This window comes from Streptomyces sp. NPDC127100 (genome assembly GCF_042724095.1).
Lineage (GTDB): Bacteria > Actinomycetota > Actinomycetes > Streptomycetales > Streptomycetaceae > Streptomyces.
In genome coordinates this window covers 45,231-64,150 of record NZ_JBHXFL010000015.1, presented here as the reverse complement: position 1 = coordinate 64,150, position 18,920 = coordinate 45,231, and the positions used below count along the sequence as shown (strand labels likewise).

Sequence of the window (18,920 nt, the reverse complement as noted above, 5' to 3'; positions counted from 1 at the left end):
GCCGTTCTTCGCACACCGCGACAGGCCAGTCACGCTACGCTCACGAGGGCCCCGCGCAGACCGGCGACAACAGGCGACAACCAGACAACGGACCGACGGCCTCCCAGGCCCACCACATGACGGCAGAACGGCACAAGGCGACGAATGCCCCAGCACACCTCCGGGTCCGACCGGGCGGCGCTCCCCCCAGCCGCCCGCGACGGTGGCAGCGTGCGACCGCCCGCCCCCTCGACGCTCGACGAGCTGTGGCGGTCGTACAAGGCGACGGGGGACGAGCGGCTGCGGGAACAGCTGATCCTGCACTACTCGCCCCTGGTGAAGTACGTGGCGGGCCGGGTGAGCGTGGGGCTCCCGCCCAACGTCGAGCAGGCTGACTTCGTCTCCTCCGGCGTGTTCGGGCTGATCGACGCGATCGAGAAGTTCGACGTGGACCGGGAGATCAAGTTCGAGACCTACGCGATCACCCGGATCCGGGGCGCGATGATCGACGAACTGCGGGCACTGGACTGGATCCCGCGGTCCGTGCGGCAGAAGGCGCGGAGCGTGGAGCGGGCCTACGCGACCCTGGAGGCCCGGCTGCGGCGGACCCCGTCGGAGGGCGAGGTGGCCGGCGAGATGGGGATCGCGGTGGAGGACCTGCACGCGGTCTTCAGCCAGCTGTCGCTGGCCAATGTCGTGGCCCTGGAGGAGCTGCTGCACGCCGGGGGCGAGGGCGGGGGCCGGCTCAGCCTCATGGACACCCTGGAGGACACCGCCGCCGACAACCCGGTGGAGGTCGCCGAGGACCGCGAACTGCGGAGGTTCCTGGCGCGGGCGATCAACACGCTGCCGGAACGGGAGAAGACCGTCGTCACCCTGTACTACTACGAGGGACTCACCCTCGCCGAGATCGGCAACGTGCTGGGCGTGACCGAGAGCCGGGTCAGCCAGATCCACACCAAGTCCGTACTGCAGCTGCGGGCGAAACTGGCCGCATTTGGTCGCTGACCCGGCCCTGCGTCCCCGGGCCGGAGGTGCCGGCGGCCGGTGCGGGCGACTCCGGGACCGGGCGGTCGACTCCCGAACGGGGGAACGCCTCCGTAAAGTGGTGACGTGCCAAGGATTCGAGCGGCCTCCGTGGCCGAGCACCGGTCGATGCAGCGTGCCGCCCTGCTGGACGCGGCACGCTCCCTGCTGTCCGACGGCGGGACGGAGGCGCTGACCTTCCCCGCCCTCGCGGAGCGGACGGGTCTCGCCCGTTCGTCCGTCTACGAGTACTTCCGGTCGCGGGCGGCGGTGGTCGAGGAGCTGTGCGCCGTCGACTTCCCCGTCTGGGCCGCGGAGGTCGAGGCGGCGATGGAGCGCGAGGCGACACCCGAGGGGAAGGTCGAGGCGTATGTGCGCAGTCAGCTCGACCTGGTCGGCGACCGGCGGCACCGGGCCGTGGTGGCCATCTCCGCGAGCGAACTGGACGCCGGCGCCCGCGAGAAGATCCGGGCGGCGCACGGTGGCCTGATCGCGATGATCGTCGAGGCGCTGGGCCGGATGGGGCACGAGCAGCCGCGGCTGGCGGCGATGCTGCTCCAGGGTGTCGTGGACGCGGCCGTGCGGCGGATCGAGCTCGGGGCGGCCGAGGAGCCGGCGGTGATCACCGAGGCGGCGGTCGCCATGGCGCTGCGGGGCGTCCGGGGCTGACCGCCCGTTTCGCCCGTCGAGGGCCCCGGTGCAGCGGATGTCCGGCGTCCCCTCCCCGGAACGGGTGCACGGCCGGATGCCGGTTCACCGGAGCGCGCCGACCGTGCCTCCCGGGCCGGGTCAGGCAGCGGGCGACGACCGGGCTCGCGGCCCCGCGGGCAGGGGGACACACAGCACCGGCAGGAGTCTCGACGGGCCCGCGCCGAGCAGCCACGGCGGCAGCAGCGCCAGCGGGTTCAGATAGACATCCCCCCTCAGCACCCCCCAGTGCAGGCACGCCGAACAGTGGGAGCCCGCCGGCTCCGCCCTGCCCAGCAGGCCGCCCGCGGCGACCTCGTCGCCCTCGCGCACCGACGCCCGCACCGGCTCGTACGTCGTCCGCAGCGGCGGGTCGCCCGTCCCCGTCAGTTCCAGCGACACGACGCCCCTCCCGGCGACCCGCCCCGCGAAGGACACCCGTCCGGCGGCCACCGCCCGCACGGCGGTCCCGGCCGGCGCCGAGAGGTCCACGCCGCGGTGCCCCGGCCCGTACGGCGTCGCCGGAGGCTCCCAGCCCCGCAGGACCGCGGGCCGGGTGCCGACCGGCCAGAACCGGGCCACGGCCGGCACCACCGGTCCCGGCTCCCGCCCGGGCCCCGCAACGGCGGCCGTCACCGGCGTCGCCGCCGCCCCTCTCGGTCGTGGCGGGCCCGGGGTCATGACGGCCGCCACCGCCACCCACAGCACCGTCACCCACGTGCACACACCCGCACACCGCCTCGCTCGCATGCGAGAACCGTCCCGCACCGGGGCCGGCCGCCGTCCGGCCCTGTGGAGAACCCGCCGGTTGTGGACAGCCGCGTCACCCGGCGCCCCTCCGGTCCCGTACACTTCTGGTGGCGATCCGGGTGACCGGGTCGACTTCGCACGCCCCGACACGAGGCCACCAAGGCTCATGTCAGCGCCCCTCGGTCCCTTGCGGCACGGCGCATCGCGGGCGTCAGGCGCGGGAGCCGTCCGGCTTCCGCGGCACAACCGAGAAACTCAAGGAGATACGGCCATGGCCGTCGTCACGATGCGGGAGCTGCTGGAGAGCGGCGTCCACTTCGGTCACCAGACCCGTCGCTGGAACCCGAAGATGAAGCGCTTCATCTTCACCGAGCGCAACGGCATCTACATCATCGACCTGCTCCAGTCGCTGTCGTACATCGACCGCGCCTACGAGTTCGTCAAGGAGACCGTCGCCCACGGCGGCACGGTCATGTTCGTCGGCACGAAGAAGCAGGCGCAGGAGGCCATCGCCGAGCAGGCCACCCGCGTCGGCATGCCCTTCGTCAACCAGCGCTGGCTGGGCGGCATGCTCACCAACTTCTCGACCGTCTACAAGCGCCTGCAGCGCCTGAAGGAGCTCGAGCAGATCGACTTCGAGGACGTGGCCGCCTCCGGCCTCACCAAGAAGGAGCTGCTGGTCCTCTCCCGCGAGAAGGCCAAGCTGGAGAAGACCCTCGGCGGTATCCGCGAGATGTCCAAGGTGCCGAGCGCCGTCTGGATCGTGGACACCAAGAAGGAGCACATCGCGGTCGGCGAGGCCCGGAAGCTCAACATCCCGGTCGTCGCCATCCTCGACACCAACTGCGACCCCGACGAGGTCGACTACAAGATCCCGGGCAACGACGACGCGATCCGCTCCGTCACCCTGCTCACCCGTGTGATCGCCGACGCCGTCGCCGAGGGCCTCATCGCCCGCTCCGGTGTCGCCACCGAGGGCAAGGGCGACAAGGCCGCGGGCGAGCCGCTGGCCGCGTGGGAGCGCGACCTGCTCGAGGGCGAGAAGAAGGCCGACGAGGCGGAGAAGCCGGCCGAGGCCGCTGCCGAGGCTCCGACCGAGGCTGCTGCCGAGGCTCCCGCCGAGGCCGCTGCCGAGACCCCGGCCGAGGCCCCTGCCGCGGACGCCGAGCAGGCCTGACCCCTCACCACCTTCGGGTGCTGGACGGCGGGGACCACACCAGTCCCCGCCGTTCGGCCCGTAGATCTTCAGACTTCGAGAGAGATTCCGGAATCATGGCGAACTACACCGCCGCCGACGTCAAGAAGCTCCGCGAGCTCACCGGCGCCGGCATGATGGACTGCAAGAAGGCGCTGGACGAGGCCGAGGGCAACGTCGAGAAGGCCGTCGAGGCGCTCCGCATCAAGGGCCAGAAGGGCGTCGCCAAGCGCGAGGGCCGCTCTGCCGAGAACGGTGCCGTCGTCTCGATCATCGCCGACGACAACGCCTCGGGTGTCCTCGTCGAGCTGAAGTGCGAGACGGACTTCGTCGCCAAGGGCGAGAAGTTCCAGGCCGTCGCCACGGCCATCGCCGAGCACGTCGCCAAGGCCGCCCCGGCCGACCTCGAGGCCCTGCTCGCCTCCGAGATCGAGCCCGGCAAGACCGTCCAGGCGTTCGTGGACGAGGCCAACGCCAACCTGGGCGAGAAGATCGTCCTGGACCGCTTCGCGCAGTTCTCCGGCGGCTACGTGACCGCGTACATGCACCGCACGATGCCCGACCTGCCCCCGCAGATCGGTGTCCTCGTCGAGCTGGACAAGCCGAACGCCGAGATCGCCAAGGGCGTCGCCCAGCACATCGCCGCCTTCGCGCCGAAGTACCTCTCCAAGGAGGACGTCCCGGCCGAGGTCGTCGAGTCCGAGCGCCGCGTCGCCGAGGAGACCACCCGCGCCGAGGGCAAGCCCGAGGCCGCCCTGCCGAAGATCGTCGAGGGTCGCCTCAACGGCTTCTTCAAGGACGCCACGCTGCTGGGCCAGCCCTACGCGCTCGACAACAAGAAGTCCGTCCAGAAGGTGCTGGACGAGGCCGGTGTCACCCTGAAGCGCTTCACGCGCATCAAGGTCGGCATCTGAGTCCGTACCGCGACGGACGCCCGACCCCGGTAGGGTCGACAGCAGTCGTCCGCGCCGTTGCCGTCTGCCGCTGCGCACATGCGCGTGGCGGCGGACGACAGCAGATCTGACGAGGAGGCCATTGCCGCGTATGGGATGCGAAACACGCCCCCACCGGCAATGGCCTTCTTCGTGTGTGTGACCCACGTAAAAGAGGCGAGATCTCCATGACCACCAAGGCCGAGAAGAGCGACGACGGCAAAGTACGCGGCCGCTTCATGCTGAAGCTGTCCGGAGAGGCCTTCTCCGGCGGTGGGGGCCTGGGCGTCGACCCCGACGTGGTGCACGCCATCGCCCGCGAGATCGCGGCCGTCGTCCGCGACGGTGCGCAGATCGCCATCGTCATCGGCGGCGGCAACTTCTTCCGCGGCGCCGAACTGCAGGTGCGCGGCATGGACCGCGCCCGCTCCGACTACATGGGCATGCTCGGCACCGTCATGAACTGCCTGGCCCTCCAGGACTTCCTGGAGAAGGAGGGCGTCGACTGCCGCGTGCAGACCGCCATCACCATGGGCCAGGTCGCCGAGCCGTACATCCCGCTGCGCGCCGTGCGCCACCTGGAGAAGGGCCGCGTGGTCATCTTCGGTGCCGGTATGGGTATGCCGTACTTCTCCACCGACACCACCGCCGCCCAGCGCGCCCTCGAGATCGACGCCGAGGCCCTGCTCATGGGCAAGAACGGCGTGGACGGGGTCTACGACTCCGACCCGAAGACCAACCCGGACGCCGTGAAGTTCGACGCCCTCGGCTACGGCGAGGTCATCACCCGCGACCTGAAGGTCGCCGACGCCACGGCCGTCACGCTCTGCCGCGACAACAGCCTCCCGATCGTGGTCTTCGAACTCCTGAAGGAGGGCAATATCGCCCGCGCCGTCAAGGGTGAGAAGATCGGCACGCTTGTGGGTGACCAAGACAGCCGGGACTGACCGGAGAACCACCCCCTGTCCGCGGACGCCACCTGTCCGGGGGACGGACGGGACGGGGCCGGGCCGGGGGATGGACAATGTCCCACCGGTCGGGAACCGTGCAGGAAGAAGACGCGACGCAGCCGGCCGCAGCCCAGACGGGACCGCAGCCGGGCCTACTCAAGACACGCAGGAGCAAGTGGTGATCGAAGAGACCCTCCTCGAGGCCGAGGAGAAGATGGAGAAGGCCGTCGTGGTCGCCAAGGAGGACTTCGCCGCGATCCGCACCGGCCGTGCGCACCCGGCGATGTTCAACAAGATCGTGGCCGACTACTACGGCGCGCCGACGCCGATCAACCAGCTGGCCTCGTTCTCCGTGCCCGAGCCGCGCATGGCCGTGGTGACGCCGTTCGACAAGAGCGCCCTGCGCAACATCGAGCAGGCGATCCGCGACTCCGACCTGGGCGTCAACCCGAGCAACGACGGCAACATCATCCGGGTGGTGTTCCCCGAGCTCACCGAGGAGCGCCGCCGCGAGTACATCAAGGTCGCCAAGGGCAAGGGCGAGGACGCCAAGGTGTCCATCCGTTCCGTGCGCCGCAAGGCCAAGGACGCCATCGACAAGCTGATCAAGGACGGCGAGGTCGGCGAGGACGAGGGCCGCCGTGCGGAGAAGGAGCTCGACGACACCACCGCCAAGTACGTCGCCCAGGTGGACGAGCTCCTGAAGCACAAGGAAGCCGAACTGCTCGAGGTCTGATGAACGACTCTTCCTGGGGAGCGCCGCCACAAGCCGGGTACTGGGGGCCGTCCGACCAGGGGCCTGCCCAGGGGGTTGCCCCGGCGGGCCCCGCGTACGATGCGCACAGCGCGCAGCAGACTCGCCCCATGCCGATCGTGCCCGGCGTACCCGAACACGGCGGAGACCAGGACGACGACCAGGGGGCCGCTCGGCTGAGCGGCCCCCTGTTCCGAGACGAGCCGTTCCGAGACGAGCCGTTCCGCGACGACATGTACCGCGGTGAGACCCCGTCGGCGCAACCCAGTGCGGTGGTGCCGCAGAATCCGGAGCCCATGCCCGACGCCCAGCAGCCGCCGCAGCAGCCGCGGCCGCAGCCGCAGAAGAAGAGCGCGGGGCGTGACCTGGGCGCCGCGATAGGGGTCGGTGTCGGACTCGGCGTGGTGATCATCGCGTCGTTGTTCGTCGTCAAGGCCGTCTTCGTGGCTGTCGTCGCGGCAGCCGTCGTGGTGGGCCTGTGGGAACTGACCACGCGGCTCCAGGAGCGCAAGGGCATCAAGGCGCCCCTCGTGCCGCTCGCGGTCGGCGGCGCGGCGATGGTGGTCGCCGGGTACGTGCGCGGCGCCGAGGGCGCGTGGGTCGCCATGGCGCTCACGGCGCTCGCGGTCCTCGTCTGGCGGATGACCGAACCGCCGGAGGGATACCTCAAGGACGTCACGGCGGGCCTGTTCGCCGCCTTCTACGTGCCTTTCCTGGCGACGTTCGTCACCATGATGCTGGCCGCGGACGACGGCCCGTGGCGGGTCCTCACCTTCCTGCTGCTGACGGTCGTCAGCGACACCGGCGCGTACGCGGTCGGCTGGCGCTTCGGCAGGACCAAGCTCGCCCCGCGCATCAGCCCCGGCAAGACCCGCGAGGGCCTGTTCGGCGCGATCGCCTTCGCGATGGCGGCGGGCGCGCTGTGCATGCAGTTCCTGATCGACGACGGCTCCTGGTGGCAGGGCCTGCTGCTCGGCCTCGCGGTCGCGGCCAGCGCCACGCTGGGCGACCTCGGCGAGTCCATGATCAAGCGGGACCTCGGCATCAAGGACATGGGCACGCTGCTGCCGGGCCACGGCGGCATCATGGACCGCCTGGACTCGCTCCTGCCCACGGCACCGGTGGTGTGGCTGCTGCTGGTGATCTTCGTCGGCTCGGGGTGACCGGCCTCGCCTCGGTGAACGGCCCCCGCCCGAACAGGGCGGGGGCCTTCTCCTGTGCGGCTGCCCGATGATCACCTAGGGTTCCGCCATGGCGCAGGCGAGGCGGGGAGACGACGGCAGGTACCACGGCGACCTGCCGTGCGTGTGGTGCAAGGCTCTTCTCGACCAGAAGGGCCGGCGCAGAGTGCGCCGCTACTGCGGCCCGTGGCACCGCACCAAGCAGTACGCCACCACGGTCGTCGCCGTGGTCGCGGGCCTGTTCTGAGCCCGACCGGGCCACCCCGATGGATCTGCGACACTGGTTGAGTCATGCCTAAGCCCGGAGAACTCACATTCGTCGCCCCGCGCGGAGCCAAGAAGCCGCCGCGGCATCTCGCCGATCTCACGCCTGCCGAGCGCAAGGAGGCCGTCGCCGCGATCGGTGAGAAGCCGTTCCGTGCGAAGCAGCTCTCGCAGCACTACTTCGCGCGGTACGCGCACGACCCCGAGCAGTGGACGGACATCCCGGCCGGGTCCCGCGCGCCGCTCCAGGAGGCGCTGCTGCCCGAGCTGATGTCGGTCGTCCGGCACCTGTCGACCGACCAGGGCACCACCCGCAAGACGCTGTGGAAGCTGTTCGACGGGACCCTCGTCGAGTCCGTCCTCATGCGCTACCCGGACCGGGTGACCATGTGCATCAGCTCCCAGGCGGGCTGCGGCATGAACTGCCCCTTCTGCGCCACCGGACAGGCCGGACTCGACCGGAACCTGTCCACCGCCGAGATCGTGCACCAGATCGTGGACGGCATGCGGGCGCTCAGGGACGGAGAGGTACCCGGCGGCCCGGCGCGGCTGAGCAACATCGTGTTCATGGGCATGGGCGAACCCCTCGCCAACTACAACCGGGTCGTGGGGGCCATCCGCCGCCTCACCGACCCCGAGCCCGACGGGCTGGGACTGTCCCAGCGCGGCATCACCGTCTCCACGGTCGGCCTGGTCCCGGCGATCCACCGGTTCGCCGACGAGGGCTTCAAGTGCCGCCTCGCCATCTCCCTGCACGCCCCCGACGACGAACTGCGCGACACCCTCGTCCCCGTCAACACGCGGTGGAAGGTGCGCGAGGTCCTCGACGCCGGCTTCGAGTACGCGGCCAAGTCCGGGCGCCGGCTGTCCATCGAGTACGCGCTGATCCGGGACATCAACGACCAGGCGTGGCGCGGCGACCGGCTCGGACGCCTGCTCAAGGGCAGGCCGGTGCACGTCAACCTCATCCCGCTCAACCCCACGCCGGGCTCGAAGTGGACCGCCTCGCGGCCCGAGGACGAGAAGGCGTTCGTCGCGGCGATCGAGGCGCACGGTGTGCCGGTGACCGTCCGGGACACCCGTGGACAGGAGATCGACGGGGCGTGTGGTCAGCTCGCCGCGAGCGAGCGGTAACCTGACCGGCGTACAACTTCATATTCAGACATCTTCATATTCCGACAGGGGAGCGCCACAGCGCTGAGAGTGCGGCACCGGCCGCAGACCCTCCGAACCTGGCCCAGGTCATTCTGGGTAGGGAGATCGGTCATCACTCGAGCTGTTGCGCCCTGCCCGGGTCCCTCGCCAGGGGTCCCGGGCGGGGCCGCGTCTTCTCCTGGTAACCCAGGAGGAATTCCGTGAGCATCACCAAGAAGGCCGGAGTCCTGGCCGTCGGGCTCGGCCTGGTCGGCGGCCTGGCCGGCTGTGGATCGTCGTCCGGCGGCGACGACCAGGCGTCCGGCGGTTCCAAGACCGTGACCCTCGTCAGCCACGACTCGTGGGCCGCGTCCAAGGACGTCATCGCCGACTTCGAGAAGAGGTCCGGCTACAAGGTCCGGGTCCTCGAGGACGGCGACGCCGGACAGGCCGTCAACAAGGCCATCCTCACCAAGGACAACCCGCAGGGCGACGTCTTCTTCGGCGTCGACAACACGCTGCTGTCCCGCGCGCTCGACAACGGCCTGTTCCAGTCGTACGAGCCCAAGGGCTCCGACATGATCCTTCCCGAGTACCGGGTCGACCAGGACAAGCACCGCGTCACGCCCATCGACACCGGTGACATCTGCGTCAACTACGACAAGGCGTACTTCGGCAAGCACAAGCTGACCCCGCCCGACTCCCTCGACGACCTCGTCAAGCCCGCGTACAAGAACCTCCTCGTCACCGAGGACGCCGGCAGCTCCTCGCCCGGTCTCGGCTTCCTGCTGGGCACCGCGGCCAAGTACGGCGACGACGGCTGGCAGGACTACTGGAAGAAGCTGAAGTCCAACGGCGTCAAGGTCGTGGACAGCTGGGAGCAGGCCTACAACGAGGAGTTCTCCGGGTCGTCCGGCGGCAGGAAGGCGAAGGGCGACCGCCCGCTCGTCGTCTCCTACGCCTCCTCGCCGCCCGCCGAGGTGATCTACGCCGACCCGAAGCCGGACACCGCGCCGACGGGCGTCGCCACCGGCACCTGCTTCCGCCAGGTCGAGTACGCCGGCCTGCTGAGCAACGCGAGGAACACCGAGGGCGGCAAGGCACTGCTCGACTTCCTGGTCGGCAAGGAGTTCCAGGACGACATGCCGCTGAACATGTTCGTCTACCCGGTGCGGGAGGCCGCGCAGGTGCCGCCGGAGTTCGTGAAGTACGGCCCCCAGGCCAAGAACCCGCTGACCCTGGACCCGAAGAAGATCGCCGACAACCGTGACCAGTGGGTCAAGTCGTGGACCTCGCTCCTCCTGAAGTGACCGAAGTGACCGAGGCCGCCCGGTCCGCCGGTACCCGGCGGCGCGGGAACGCGGCGCGGCTGGCCCTGATGGCCGGCCCCGTCGCGTTCTTCGCGGTCTTCTTCGCCTACCCCGTCGCCGCGATCGTCGCGCGCGGACTGCGGGTCGACGGGGTCTGGCGGTTCGGGCGGATCGGGGACGTCCTGGCCCAGCCCGACATCCGGCACGTGCTGTGGTTCACCACCTGGCAGGCGCTCGCCTCGACCGCTCTCACGCTGCTGGTCGCCCTGCCCGGCGCGTACGTCTTCGCCCGCCTCGACTTCCCCGGCAAGCAACTGCTGAGGGCCGTGGTGACCGTGCCGTTCGTGCTGCCCACGGTCGTGGTGGGCACCGCCTTCCTGGCGCTCGTCGGGCGGGGCGGGCTGCTCGACGAGCTGTGGGGCGTACGGCTGGACACCACGGTGTGGGCCATCCTGCTCGCGCACGTCTTCTTCAACTACGCCGTCGTCGTACGCACCGTCGGCGGTCTGTGGGCACAGCTCGACCCGCGTCAGGAGGAGGCGGCGCGGATGCTCGGCGCGTCGCCCCTGCGGGCCTGGCGGCGGGTCACCCTGCCGGCGCTCGGGCCCGCCGTGGCCGCCGCCGCGCTGATGGTGTTCCTGTTCACCTTCACCTCCTTCGGCGTCGTCCAGATCCTCGGCGGCCCCGCCTTCTCCACCCTGGAGGTGGAGATCTACCGCCAGACCTCGCACGTCTTCGACCTGTCCACGGCCGCCGTGCTGACGCTGATCCAGTTCGCGGCGGTCGGCGCCGTCCTCGCCGTGCACGCCTGGACGGTGCGGCGGCGCGAGACGGCCCTGCGGCTGGTGGACGCCTCCCGCACCGCGCGCCGGCCGGGCGGAGCCGGGCAGTGGAGCCTGCTGGCCGGGGTGCTCGTCACCGTCGCCGGCCTCGTGGTGCTGCCGCTCGCCGTGCTGGTCCAGCGGTCCCTCGGCAGCGGCCTCGGGTACTACCGGGCGCTGACCCACGAGGACGGCGGCACCTTCCTCGTCCCGCCCATCGAGGCGGTCGGCAACTCCCTGCAGTACGCCGTCGCCGCCACCGCCGTCGCCGTGGCGGTCGGCGGTCTGGCGGCGGCCGCGCTCGCCCGGAGGGACGCGGGCCGTCTGGTGCGCGGCTTCGACGCGCTGCTGATGTTGCCGCTCGGGGTGTCCGCCGTGACGGTCGGCTTCGGGTTCCTGATCGCGCTGGACGAGCCCCCGCTGGACCTCAGGTCCTCCTGGCTCCTGGTGCCGCTCGCCCAGGCGCTGGTCGGCGTCCCCTTCGTCGTACGGACCATGCTGCCGGTGCTGCGGGCGGTGGACGTGCGGCTGCGGGAGGCGGCGGCGGTGCTCGGGGCGTCGCCGTGGCGGGTGTGGCGGGAGGTCGACCTGCCGATGGTGCGGCGGGCGCTGCTGATCGCGGCCGGGTTCGCCTTCGCGGTGTCGCTCGGCGAGTTCGGGGCGACCGTGTTCATCGCGCGGCCCGACAACCCGACGCTGCCGGTCGCCGTGGCGCGGCTGCTGGGGCGGCCCGGGGACATGAACTACGGGCAGGCGATGGCCCTGTCGACGATTCTGATGGTGGTGTGCGCCGTGGCCCTCGTGGTGCTGGAGCGGCTGCGGACCGACCGGAGCGGGGAGTTCTAGCGATGCTGCTGAGTCTGCGGGACGCGACCGTCCGCTTCGGCGGGCGGGCCGTGCTCGACGCCGTCGGCCTGGATGTCGCCGAGCACGAGGTCGTGTGCGTGCTGGGACCCAGCGGCAGCGGCAAGTCGACGCTGCTGCGCGCGGTCGCCGGGCTGCAGCGGCTGGACGCCGGACGGGTGGTGCTGGACGGGCGCGACCAGTCGGGAGTGCCCGCGCACAGGCGCGAGGTCGGGCTCATGTTCCAGGACCACCAGTTGTTCCCGCAGCGGGACGTGGCCGGCAACATCGCCTTCGGGCCGCGGATGCGCGGGGCGTCGCGGTCCCGGCAGGAGCAGGACGTACGGGAGTTGCTGGAGCTGGTCGGGCTGCCGGGGGCCGGCCGCCGGTCCGTCGCCGCGCTCTCCGGCGGTGAGCAGCAGCGGGTCGCGCTGGCCCGCGCGCTCGCGCCCCGGCCCCGGCTGCTGATGCTGGACGAGCCGCTCGGTCAGCTCGACCGCTCGCTGCGGGAGCGGCTGGTGGTGGAACTGCGGGAGCTGTTCGGCCTGTTGGGCACCACCGTGCTCGCCGTCACCCACGACCAGTCGGAGGCCTTCGCGCTCGCCGACCGGGTGGTGGTGATGCGGGACGGGCGGATCGCCCAGGAGGGGACGCCGCTGGAGGTGTGGCAGCGTCCGGCGGACGCCTTCGTGGCCCGGTTCCTCGGCTTCGACAACGTGGTGGAGGCGACCGTCGCCGGGCAGGTCGCGGCCACGGCCTGGGGCAAGGTGCCGGTCCCCGAGGACGCTCCCCAGGGGACGCGCACCGTGCTGGTGCGGCCCGCCGGGGTCAGGATCGTGCCCGCCGACGCCGGTCTGCGCTGCACGGTCGCCGCCCGCACCTTCCGCGGCACCCACGTCGCCGTCCACCTGCAGCCCGAGGACGCGCCGCGCCTGGAGGCGGCGTGTGCGCTGCGGGCGGCTCCGGAGGTCGGGGACGTGGTGGGCGTGGAGTTCGACGGGGCGGAAATCGTGGTGCTCGGGTGATCGTCCGCTCCTAGGATGCGGACCATGACGCCACTGGCACACGAGCGCTACTGCGACGAGATAGCCCACCAGGTAGCTCAGTTGAGGGACCTGGTGACCTCCGGCACCGATCTCTCCGCCACCGTACCTACCTGCCCGGACTGGTCCCTGGAGGAGCTGGTCCGGCACACCGGCGGCGCTCTGCGCTGGGCCGGGCTGCTGGTGCGCACCCGGGCCCGGGAGAACGTGCCCGACGAGCAGGTGCCCGGCGGCGCCGGCCCCGAGGCCCGGGGCGACGCCGCCGCGCTGGACGCCTGGCTGGCGGAGTCGGGCGAGGCGGCCGTCGGCGCGCTGCGCGAGGCCGGGCCGGACGCCAAGGTGTGGTCGTGGGGCGAGCGGCATGACGCGGGCTTCTGGGCACGCCGGATGACGCACGAGATCACCGTCCACCGCGCGGACGCCGTGCTCACCGCCGGCCTGCCCTACCGGGTCGCGCCGGACGTGGCCGCCGACGCGATCGACGAGTGGCTGGAGATCCTGGTGTTCGTGCAGCGGACCGGCACGGACCCCGAGGCGAACGAACTGCGCGGCGCCGGCCGGAGCATCCACCTGCACGCCACCGACGCCGCCCCCGGACTGGACGCCGAATGGCTGATCGGGCTGGGCGAGGACGGCCTCACCTGGCGTCGCGGCCACGAGAAGGCGACCGTCGCCCTGCGGGGGCCGCTCACGGACGTCCTGCTCGCGTTCTACCGGAGGCTGCCGCTGGACGCTTCCGGTCTCGAGGTGGTCGGTGAGCGGGAGTTGCTGGAGTTCTGGCTGGAACGGGCGTCGTTCGGCTGACACGGCAAAGGCCCGCCCCCGGCCGGGGGCGGGCCACCGTCTGCACGGTACCTGCGAGGCGTCAGCGGGTGCCGTTCGCCCCGCGACGGCGCAGGCCGAAGAAGACCGCGCCGCCACCGACGACGACGAGGGCCGCGGCGATGCCGACGATCATGCCGGTGTTGGAGTTGGCACCGGTCTCGGCGAGGTTGGACTCACCGGCCGCCGGGGACGGGGCGTTGCTCGGCACGGCCGCCGGGGCGCTGCTGCCGCTCTGCGAGGGGGCGGGGGCCGACGTCGACGGGGCCGGGGCCGGCGTCTCCGTCTCCTCGGCCGGGGTGGACGAGCTCTGCGACGGGGTCGGGGACGGCGTGTCCTCGGTCTTGCAGGCGGTCGCCGGGGTGACGAGGTTGGGCTTGATGTCCTCGTCGACGTAGCCGCCGGCCTTGACGTGGATGCGGTACTCGGCGTTGGGCTTCCAGTCCGCGGCGAAGGTGATGGTGCTGCCCTCGCGGGTGCCCTTGACCACCTGCTCGTCGATCTTCTGGGCGTCCGCGCCGTTGTTCTGCAGGTACACGGTGACGGTGGCGGGGATGCCGGCGGGGTCCACGTCGGTGACGGTGATGACCCCCTTGTCGCCGTCGCACTTGGCGGCGGCGGAGAACTCGCCGATGTTGCAGGCGAAGGCGTTGCCGGCGGCGCCGAGCGCGAGGGCCGCCGTGGCCGAGGCGACGCCGAGGGCACGGACGCTACGGCGGGACGCCGTGCGGCTGAGTATGGACAGGACTGCCACGTTGTTCCTTTACGGGAAGCGCGGATGCGGGGGGTGGAGAGGGTGCTGACGACGTCAGCACACCCAGGAGCCTCACTGGTCTATAAGCGGTGCATAAGAAGTGTCAACGCATATGCCTGTCAAGGGCGTTGCCTTTGCCCTCTTATTAACCGCCGAGACGTTTCAGCGCTTCCGGTCCCCCCGCGCGCACCCGGTCCGCGTCCGGGTCAGCCCTCGATCACCGCCGGGTCCATCCACGTGACCTCCCAGGTGTGACCGTCGAGGTCGTCGAAGGCCCGGCCGTACATGAAGCCGTGGTCCTGGGTCTCGCCGGTGGCCGAACCGCCCGCGGCGATCGCCCGGTCCACCAGCTCGTCGACCTTCTCGCGGCTCTCCGCGCTCAGCGCGATCAGCACCTCGCTGGACTTGGTCGAGTCCACGATCTCCTTCTTCGTGAAACCGGCGTACTTCTCCTTGGTCATCAGCATCGCGATGATCGTGTCGCTGATCACGACCGAGGCGCAGGTCTCGTCGCTGAACTGGGCGTTGATCGTGTAGCCGAGCTCCGTGAAGAACTTCTTCGAGGCGTCGAGGTCGTTCGTCGCCAGGTTCACGAAGATCATCTGCTGGTACATGGGGCCTCTTCCGTCGGTGCCGTGCTGTTGCCGTGCCGTTCGCAGAGGTAGACGGGACGGCGGTGCGGAACTCATCGGCGGCCCGGAAAGAACTTTCGGGGGATGTCGTTCAGCGGGTAAGGGGCGCTGCGGCCAGGGCCGCGACGAGGAGGGTCAGGGGGCCGAAGAGGACCAGCAGTGCGGCGGCGCGCACGGCGGCGGCGGCCCGCAGCGTCGACTTGGGGGCGCCCAGCCGCAGCAGGGCGGTGATGGTGTCGGCGCGGATCTGCCTGGCCTCGACGGCCGCGGTGAGCAGCGTGGCCACCGTGCAGCCCGCCACGACCAGGGCACCGAGGGTCCCCAGGGGGTGGGACGCCGGACCGTCCGCGCCGTACAGCGCGAACGCCGCGTAGACCGCGGAGGCGACGGCGCAGACGATGCCCAGGGGACGGCCGACGCGGCTCGACTCCTCCATGAGGACGCGGCCGGCGAGCAGGCGCAGGGCGCCGGGGCGGACGGCCTGGACGAGACGGCCGCAGAGCTGGGTGAGGCCGGGGCCGGCCAGGGCGAGGCCCAGCGCGGTCAGGGTCCAGCCGATGAGGACGCCGGCGGACAGTGGGCCGCCGGCGTCCGCCGCGTCGCCGGCGTAGGTCTCCACGGTGAGGCCCGCGGCGAGGACGGCGATGCCCCAGGGGAGGGTGTTGGGGTTCTGGCGTCGGGGGGTGTCCGGGGTGCGGAGCCGGCCGGCCGCCGGGGCCGCGTGCCGGGGATCGCTCGCCGGAGCGCTCGGGGCGGAGTCGGCGTCGCGGTCGGCGGGCTCCGCGGTGAGGACGCCGGCGCGGGCACCGGCGGGGGCGGCACCGGCATCGGCGGGACCGGGAGTGGCCGCGGCGGCGGGAGAGGACCCGGCCGTGGCCGGCCGGGCGGCCCAGCGGGCGCCGAAGCGGCCGTAGGTGCCGAAGGTCTCGCGGGCCGCGCCCCAGCCGTAGGCGCCGAAACGGCCGTAGCCACGTGTGCCGGCGGCGCGGGCGGGCCGCGCTTCGCGGGGGCGCAGGGACAGGGCCGCCGCGGCGGACGCGGTCGCCGGGAGCAGCGTCAGGAGGGTGACGGTCGCCGGATAGGGGAGGGGCAGGCCGACGGCGAGGGAGTCGGCCGCGGCGCCGTCGAAGGGAGCGGCCACCAGATCGCCGCGCAGGAGGAGGAAGAGCAGCAGGGCCACCAGCGAGCCGAGCGCTCCGGACAGGGCCGTGGTCGCCGCGGAGACGGCCGTCAGCCGGGCGGGGCCGAGGCCGATCGCCGCCAGGCCGGAGCGGGGGCGGGTGCCCGGGTCGGTACGGGCCACGGCGACGGCGAAGTACACGGTGGCGGCGAGGGGGGCCGCGCACCAGGCGAGGCGGAGCGCGGAGGCTCCGGGCGTGCCCGGGTGGCCGATCGCGTGGCCGAGGGCGCACAGCAGCAGGAAGCCCGTGCCCGCCGAGAACACCGCGACCAGCAGGCGGCGCAGCTGGACGGCGAACCGGGCGCGGCCGGTCAGACGGAGAGCGAGCACGCTGCCCGGCCTTCCGTCGCGGGACCCCCGGGGGCCGCCGTGGGTTCGGCCACCGGCGGCAGGTGCACGGTCCTGACCCGCCGGCCGTCCAGCAGCGAGACCGTGCGGTCCGCGAGCGCCGCGGTCTGCGCGTCATGCGTGGCGAGGACGACGGTGATGCCGTGCGAGCGGGCCGCCGTGGTCAGGGTCCGCAGCACATGGGCGCGGTCGGCACGGTGCAGGGGGGCCGTCGGTTCGTCGGCGAACAGCACCGAGGGGGTGACGGCGAGCGCGCGGGCGATGCAGACACGCTGCCGTTCGGCCTGCTGGAGTTCGTGCGGGCGCCGGCGGGACGCGCCGCCGGCGTCGAGACGTTCCAGCCACTCCAGGGCGGCCGTCTTCGCCCGGCCCCGGCCGGTGCCGCGCAGCATCAGGGGGAGGGCGGTGTTCTCCCAGACCGTGAGCTCCGGGACGAGCACGGGGGAGGGGTCGATCCAGGCGAAGCGTTCACGGCGCAGCCGTTCCCGGCCGATCGGGCCCATGGTGTGCATCGGCACGCTGTTGAACCAGACCTCGCCGTCCTGCACCCGCGACAGCCCGGACAGACACCGCAGCAGGGTCGTCTTGCCGCTGCCGCGCGGGCCGCCGACGGCGAGGATCTCGCCCTCCCGGACGCCGAGCGAGACGCCCTGCAGCGCGGGCGAGCCGTCATGGTGCTGGAAGTGCAGGGCGCGGGCCCAGAGCACGTCGTTGTCCGGCGGAGCCTCCATCGGCGTACACCTCGGTTCTGATCCGTTGTTCCCCGGTCGCGTCCCCCGTCCGGGGGAACGAAGGCGGGGCCGATCGGTCACGAGGCACCGTAGGCAGTCGCCGGGGCGCGGCCGGACAGCACGCGGCCCCGGACCGCCGTTTCTCACTCGAACGGGCGGCACCGGGGCCGGTGATGATCATCCGGAAGGATGACCGGGGCGCGCGGGGATCAGAGCTTCGTCCACGCCTCCGTCAGCGTGGCGCGCAGGATCTGCTCGATCTCGTCGAAGGTCTCCTGGTTGGAGATCAGCGGCGGGGCGAGCTGGATGACCGGGTCGCCGCGGTCGTCGGCACGGCAGTACAGGCCGTTGTCGAAGAGCGCCTTCGACAGGAAGCCGTACAGGATCCGCTCGGTCTCCTCCTCGTCGAACGACTCCTTGGTGTTCTTGTCCTTGACCAGCTCGATGCCGTAGAAGAAGCCGTTGCCGCGGACGTCGCCGACGATCGGCAGGTCGAGGAGCTTCTCCAGGGTGGCGCGGAAGTTGCCCTCGTTGTCGAGGACGTGCTGGTTGAGGCCCTCGCGCTCGAACAGGTCGAGGTTGGCGAGGCCCACCGCGGCGGAGACCGGGTGGCCGCCGAAGGTGTAGCCGTGCAGGAAGGTGTTGTCGCCCTTGTAGAACGGCTCGGCCAGGCGGTCGGAGACGATGCAGGCGCCGATCGGGGAGTAGCCCGAGGTCATGCCCTTGGCGCAGGTGATCATGTCCGGGACGTAGCCGAACTTGTCGCAGGCGAAGGTGGTGCCGAGGCGGCCGAAGGCGCAGATGACCTCGTCCGAGACGAGCAGCACGTCGTACTGGTCGCAGATCTCGCGCACGCGCTGGAAGTAGCCGGGCGGGGGCGGGAAGCAGCCGCCGGCGTTCTGCACCGGCTCCAGGAAGACGGCCGCGACCGTCTCCGGGCCCTCGAAGAGGATCTGCTGCTCGATCTGGTCGGCGGCCCAGCGGCCGAAGGCCTCGGGGTCGTCGCCGAAGAGCGGGGCGCGGTAGATGTTGGTGTTCGGCACCTTGTGCGCGCCGGGCACGAGCGGCTCGAACGGGGCCTTCAGAGCGGGCAGACCGGTGATCGACAGGGCGCCCTGCGGAGTGCCGTGGTAGGCGACCGCGCGGGATATGACCTTGTACTTGGTCGGCTTGCCGGTGAGCTTGAAGTACTGCTTGGCGAGCTTCCAGGCGGTCTCGACCGCCTCGCCGCCACCGGTGGTGAAGAAGACCTTGTTGAGGTCGCCGGGGGCCTCGTTCGCCAGGCGCTCGGCCAGCTCGACGGCCTTGGGGTGGGCGTAGGACCACACGGGGAAGAAGGCGAGCTCCTGCGCCTGCTTCATGGCGGTCTCGGCCAGCTCCTGGCGGCCGTGCCCGGCCTGGACGACGAACAGCCCGGCGAGGCCGTCGAGGTAGCGCCTGCCCTTGTCGTCGTAGATGTGGGTGCCCTCACCGCGGACGATGGTGGGGACGGGGGCGTTCTCGTACGACGACATGCGGGTGAAGTGCATCCACAGGTGGTCGTAGGCGGTCCTGCTGAGGTCCTTGGGGCTGTCGGTGCTCACG

General features: G+C 71.7%; 19 protein-coding genes and 1 riboswitch. Of the genes, 13 read left to right on the top strand and 6 right to left on the bottom strand.

Features of this window, described 5'->3' with window-relative positions; translation table 11 throughout:
• Positions 1–144 precede the first annotated feature (144 nt).
• The gene (whiG, locus tag ACFWJB_RS16840; RefSeq protein WP_351016594.1) at positions 145–987 is read left to right on the top strand and encodes an RNA polymerase sigma factor WhiG; all 843 of its coding nucleotides are present in this window, start codon (positions 145–147) and stop codon (positions 985–987) included.
• Positions 988–1,116: 129 nt separating this feature from the next.
• Positions 1,117–1,674: a TetR/AcrR family transcriptional regulator gene (locus ACFWJB_RS16835; protein WP_386923069.1), complete on the top strand. Its 558-nt coding sequence runs from the start codon at positions 1,117–1,119 to the stop codon at positions 1,672–1,674.
• A gap of 120 nt (positions 1,675–1,794) precedes the next feature.
• Here ACFWJB_RS16835 and ACFWJB_RS16830 read toward each other — a convergent pair whose 3' ends face one another.
• On the bottom strand, positions 1,795–2,442 hold the full coding sequence (locus ACFWJB_RS16830) for a peptidoglycan DD-metalloendopeptidase family protein (RefSeq protein WP_385458618.1): 648 nt from the start codon (positions 2,440–2,442) through the stop codon (positions 1,795–1,797).
• 271 nt (positions 2,443–2,713) lie between these two features.
• Between ACFWJB_RS16830 and rpsB the strand changes: the two genes are divergently transcribed.
• The 11 genes from rpsB (at position 2,714) to ACFWJB_RS16775 (ending at position 13,673) form a co-directional block, all read left to right on the top strand.
• Entirely contained in the window at positions 2,714–3,619 is a 906-nt protein-coding gene (rpsB, locus tag ACFWJB_RS16825) for a 30S ribosomal protein S2 (protein WP_386923006.1), read from the top strand.
• Positions 3,620–3,714: 95 nt separating this feature from the next.
• Entirely contained in the window at positions 3,715–4,551 is an 837-nt protein-coding gene (gene tsf / locus ACFWJB_RS16820; protein WP_385458614.1) for a translation elongation factor Ts, read from the top strand.
• 206 nt (positions 4,552–4,757) lie between these two features.
• Entirely contained in the window at positions 4,758–5,516 is a 759-nt protein-coding gene (gene pyrH / locus ACFWJB_RS16815; RefSeq protein WP_352146735.1) for a UMP kinase, read from the top strand.
• Positions 5,517–5,697: 181 nt separating this feature from the next.
• On the top strand, positions 5,698–6,255 hold the full coding sequence (gene frr / locus ACFWJB_RS16810; RefSeq protein WP_014675285.1) for a ribosome recycling factor: 558 nt from the start codon (positions 5,698–5,700) through the stop codon (positions 6,253–6,255).
• Positions 6,255–7,436 (top strand): phosphatidate cytidylyltransferase, encoded by a 1,182-nt coding sequence (locus ACFWJB_RS16805; RefSeq protein ID WP_386923003.1) that lies wholly within the window; start codon positions 6,255–6,257, stop codon positions 7,434–7,436. Before frr ends, ACFWJB_RS16805 begins: the two co-directional genes overlap by 1 nt.
• A gap of 88 nt (positions 7,437–7,524) precedes the next feature.
• Positions 7,525–7,701 carry a hypothetical protein gene (locus ACFWJB_RS16800; protein WP_386923001.1) on the top strand — a complete coding sequence of 59 codons (177 nt, stop codon included), beginning with the start codon at positions 7,525–7,527 and terminating at the stop codon, positions 7,699–7,701.
• 44 nt (positions 7,702–7,745) lie between these two features.
• Positions 7,746–8,852 (top strand): 23S rRNA (adenine(2503)-C(2))-methyltransferase RlmN, encoded by a 1,107-nt coding sequence (gene rlmN / locus ACFWJB_RS16795; protein WP_385458606.1) that lies wholly within the window; start codon positions 7,746–7,748, stop codon positions 8,850–8,852.
• 36 nt (positions 8,853–8,888) lie between these two features.
• Positions 8,889–8,994: riboswitch (TPP riboswitch) on the top strand.
• A 79-nt stretch (positions 8,995–9,073) separates the two neighbouring features.
• Positions 9,074–10,162 carry a thiamine ABC transporter substrate binding subunit gene (locus tag ACFWJB_RS16790; RefSeq protein WP_386922998.1) on the top strand — a complete coding sequence of 363 codons (1,089 nt, stop codon included), beginning with the start codon at positions 9,074–9,076 and terminating at the stop codon, positions 10,160–10,162.
• 68 nt (positions 10,163–10,230) lie between these two features.
• Positions 10,231–11,829 carry an ABC transporter permease gene (locus ACFWJB_RS16785; protein ID WP_385458654.1) on the top strand — a complete coding sequence of 533 codons (1,599 nt, stop codon included), beginning with the start codon at positions 10,231–10,233 and terminating at the stop codon, positions 11,827–11,829.
• 2 nt (positions 11,830–11,831) lie between these two features.
• The gene (locus tag ACFWJB_RS16780; protein WP_386922996.1) at positions 11,832–12,851 is read left to right on the top strand and encodes an ABC transporter ATP-binding protein; all 1,020 of its coding nucleotides are present in this window, start codon (positions 11,832–11,834) and stop codon (positions 12,849–12,851) included.
• 24 nt (positions 12,852–12,875) lie between these two features.
• A complete protein-coding gene (locus ACFWJB_RS16775) occupies positions 12,876–13,673 on the top strand; it encodes a maleylpyruvate isomerase family mycothiol-dependent enzyme (RefSeq protein ID WP_386922994.1) in 798 nt (265 codons plus the stop codon).
• A gap of 61 nt (positions 13,674–13,734) precedes the next feature.
• Here ACFWJB_RS16775 and ACFWJB_RS16770 read toward each other — a convergent pair whose 3' ends face one another.
• The 5 genes from ACFWJB_RS16770 to ACFWJB_RS16750 form a co-directional block, all read right to left on the bottom strand.
• A complete protein-coding gene (locus ACFWJB_RS16770; protein ID WP_386922992.1) occupies positions 13,735–14,445 on the bottom strand; it encodes an LAETG motif-containing sortase-dependent surface protein in 711 nt (236 codons plus the stop codon).
• 206 nt (positions 14,446–14,651) lie between these two features.
• Complete coding sequence (locus tag ACFWJB_RS16765; RefSeq protein WP_385458598.1) at positions 14,652–15,059, bottom strand: VOC family protein; 408 nt, start codon at positions 15,057–15,059, stop codon at positions 14,652–14,654.
• 109 nt (positions 15,060–15,168) lie between these two features.
• On the bottom strand, positions 15,169–16,587 hold the full coding sequence (locus tag ACFWJB_RS16760; protein WP_386922990.1) for a hypothetical protein: 1,419 nt from the start codon (positions 16,585–16,587) through the stop codon (positions 15,169–15,171).
• Positions 16,569–17,336 carry an ABC transporter ATP-binding protein gene (locus ACFWJB_RS16755; RefSeq protein WP_386922988.1) on the bottom strand — a complete coding sequence of 256 codons (768 nt, stop codon included), beginning with the start codon at positions 17,334–17,336 and terminating at the stop codon, positions 16,569–16,571. The genes ACFWJB_RS16760 and ACFWJB_RS16755 overlap by 19 nt, the downstream gene beginning before the upstream one ends.
• 209 nt (positions 17,337–17,545) lie before the next feature.
• On the bottom strand, positions 17,546–18,919 hold the full coding sequence (locus tag ACFWJB_RS16750; protein ID WP_386922986.1) for an aspartate aminotransferase family protein: 1,374 nt from the start codon (positions 18,917–18,919) through the stop codon (positions 17,546–17,548).
• Position 18,920: the final 1 nt, after the last annotated feature.

Coding starts and splice junctions, on each gene's coding strand:
- whiG (WP_351016594.1), top strand. CDS start 145: ATGCCCCAGCACACCTCCGGGTCCGACCGGGCGGCGCTCCCCCCAGCC.
- ACFWJB_RS16830 (WP_385458618.1), bottom strand. CDS start 2,442: ATGCGAGCGAGGCGGTGTGCGGGTGTGTGCACGTGGGTGACGGTGCTG.
- rpsB (WP_386923006.1), top strand. CDS start 2,714: ATGGCCGTCGTCACGATGCGGGAGCTGCTGGAGAGCGGCGTCCACTTC.
- tsf (WP_385458614.1), top strand. CDS start 3,715: ATGGCGAACTACACCGCCGCCGACGTCAAGAAGCTCCGCGAGCTCACC.
- pyrH (WP_352146735.1), top strand. CDS start 4,758: ATGACCACCAAGGCCGAGAAGAGCGACGACGGCAAAGTACGCGGCCGC.
- ACFWJB_RS16805 (WP_386923003.1), top strand. CDS start 6,255: ATGAACGACTCTTCCTGGGGAGCGCCGCCACAAGCCGGGTACTGGGGG.
- ACFWJB_RS16800 (WP_386923001.1), top strand. CDS start 7,525: ATGGCGCAGGCGAGGCGGGGAGACGACGGCAGGTACCACGGCGACCTG.
- rlmN (WP_385458606.1), top strand. CDS start 7,746: ATGCCTAAGCCCGGAGAACTCACATTCGTCGCCCCGCGCGGAGCCAAG.
- ACFWJB_RS16785 (WP_385458654.1), top strand. CDS start 10,231: ATGGCCGGCCCCGTCGCGTTCTTCGCGGTCTTCTTCGCCTACCCCGTC.
- ACFWJB_RS16780 (WP_386922996.1), top strand. CDS start 11,832: ATGCTGCTGAGTCTGCGGGACGCGACCGTCCGCTTCGGCGGGCGGGCC.
- ACFWJB_RS16775 (WP_386922994.1), top strand. CDS start 12,876: ATGACGCCACTGGCACACGAGCGCTACTGCGACGAGATAGCCCACCAG.
- ACFWJB_RS16765 (WP_385458598.1), bottom strand. CDS start 15,059: ATGTACCAGCAGATGATCTTCGTGAACCTGGCGACGAACGACCTCGAC.
- ACFWJB_RS16755 (WP_386922988.1), bottom strand. CDS start 17,336: ATGGAGGCTCCGCCGGACAACGACGTGCTCTGGGCCCGCGCCCTGCAC.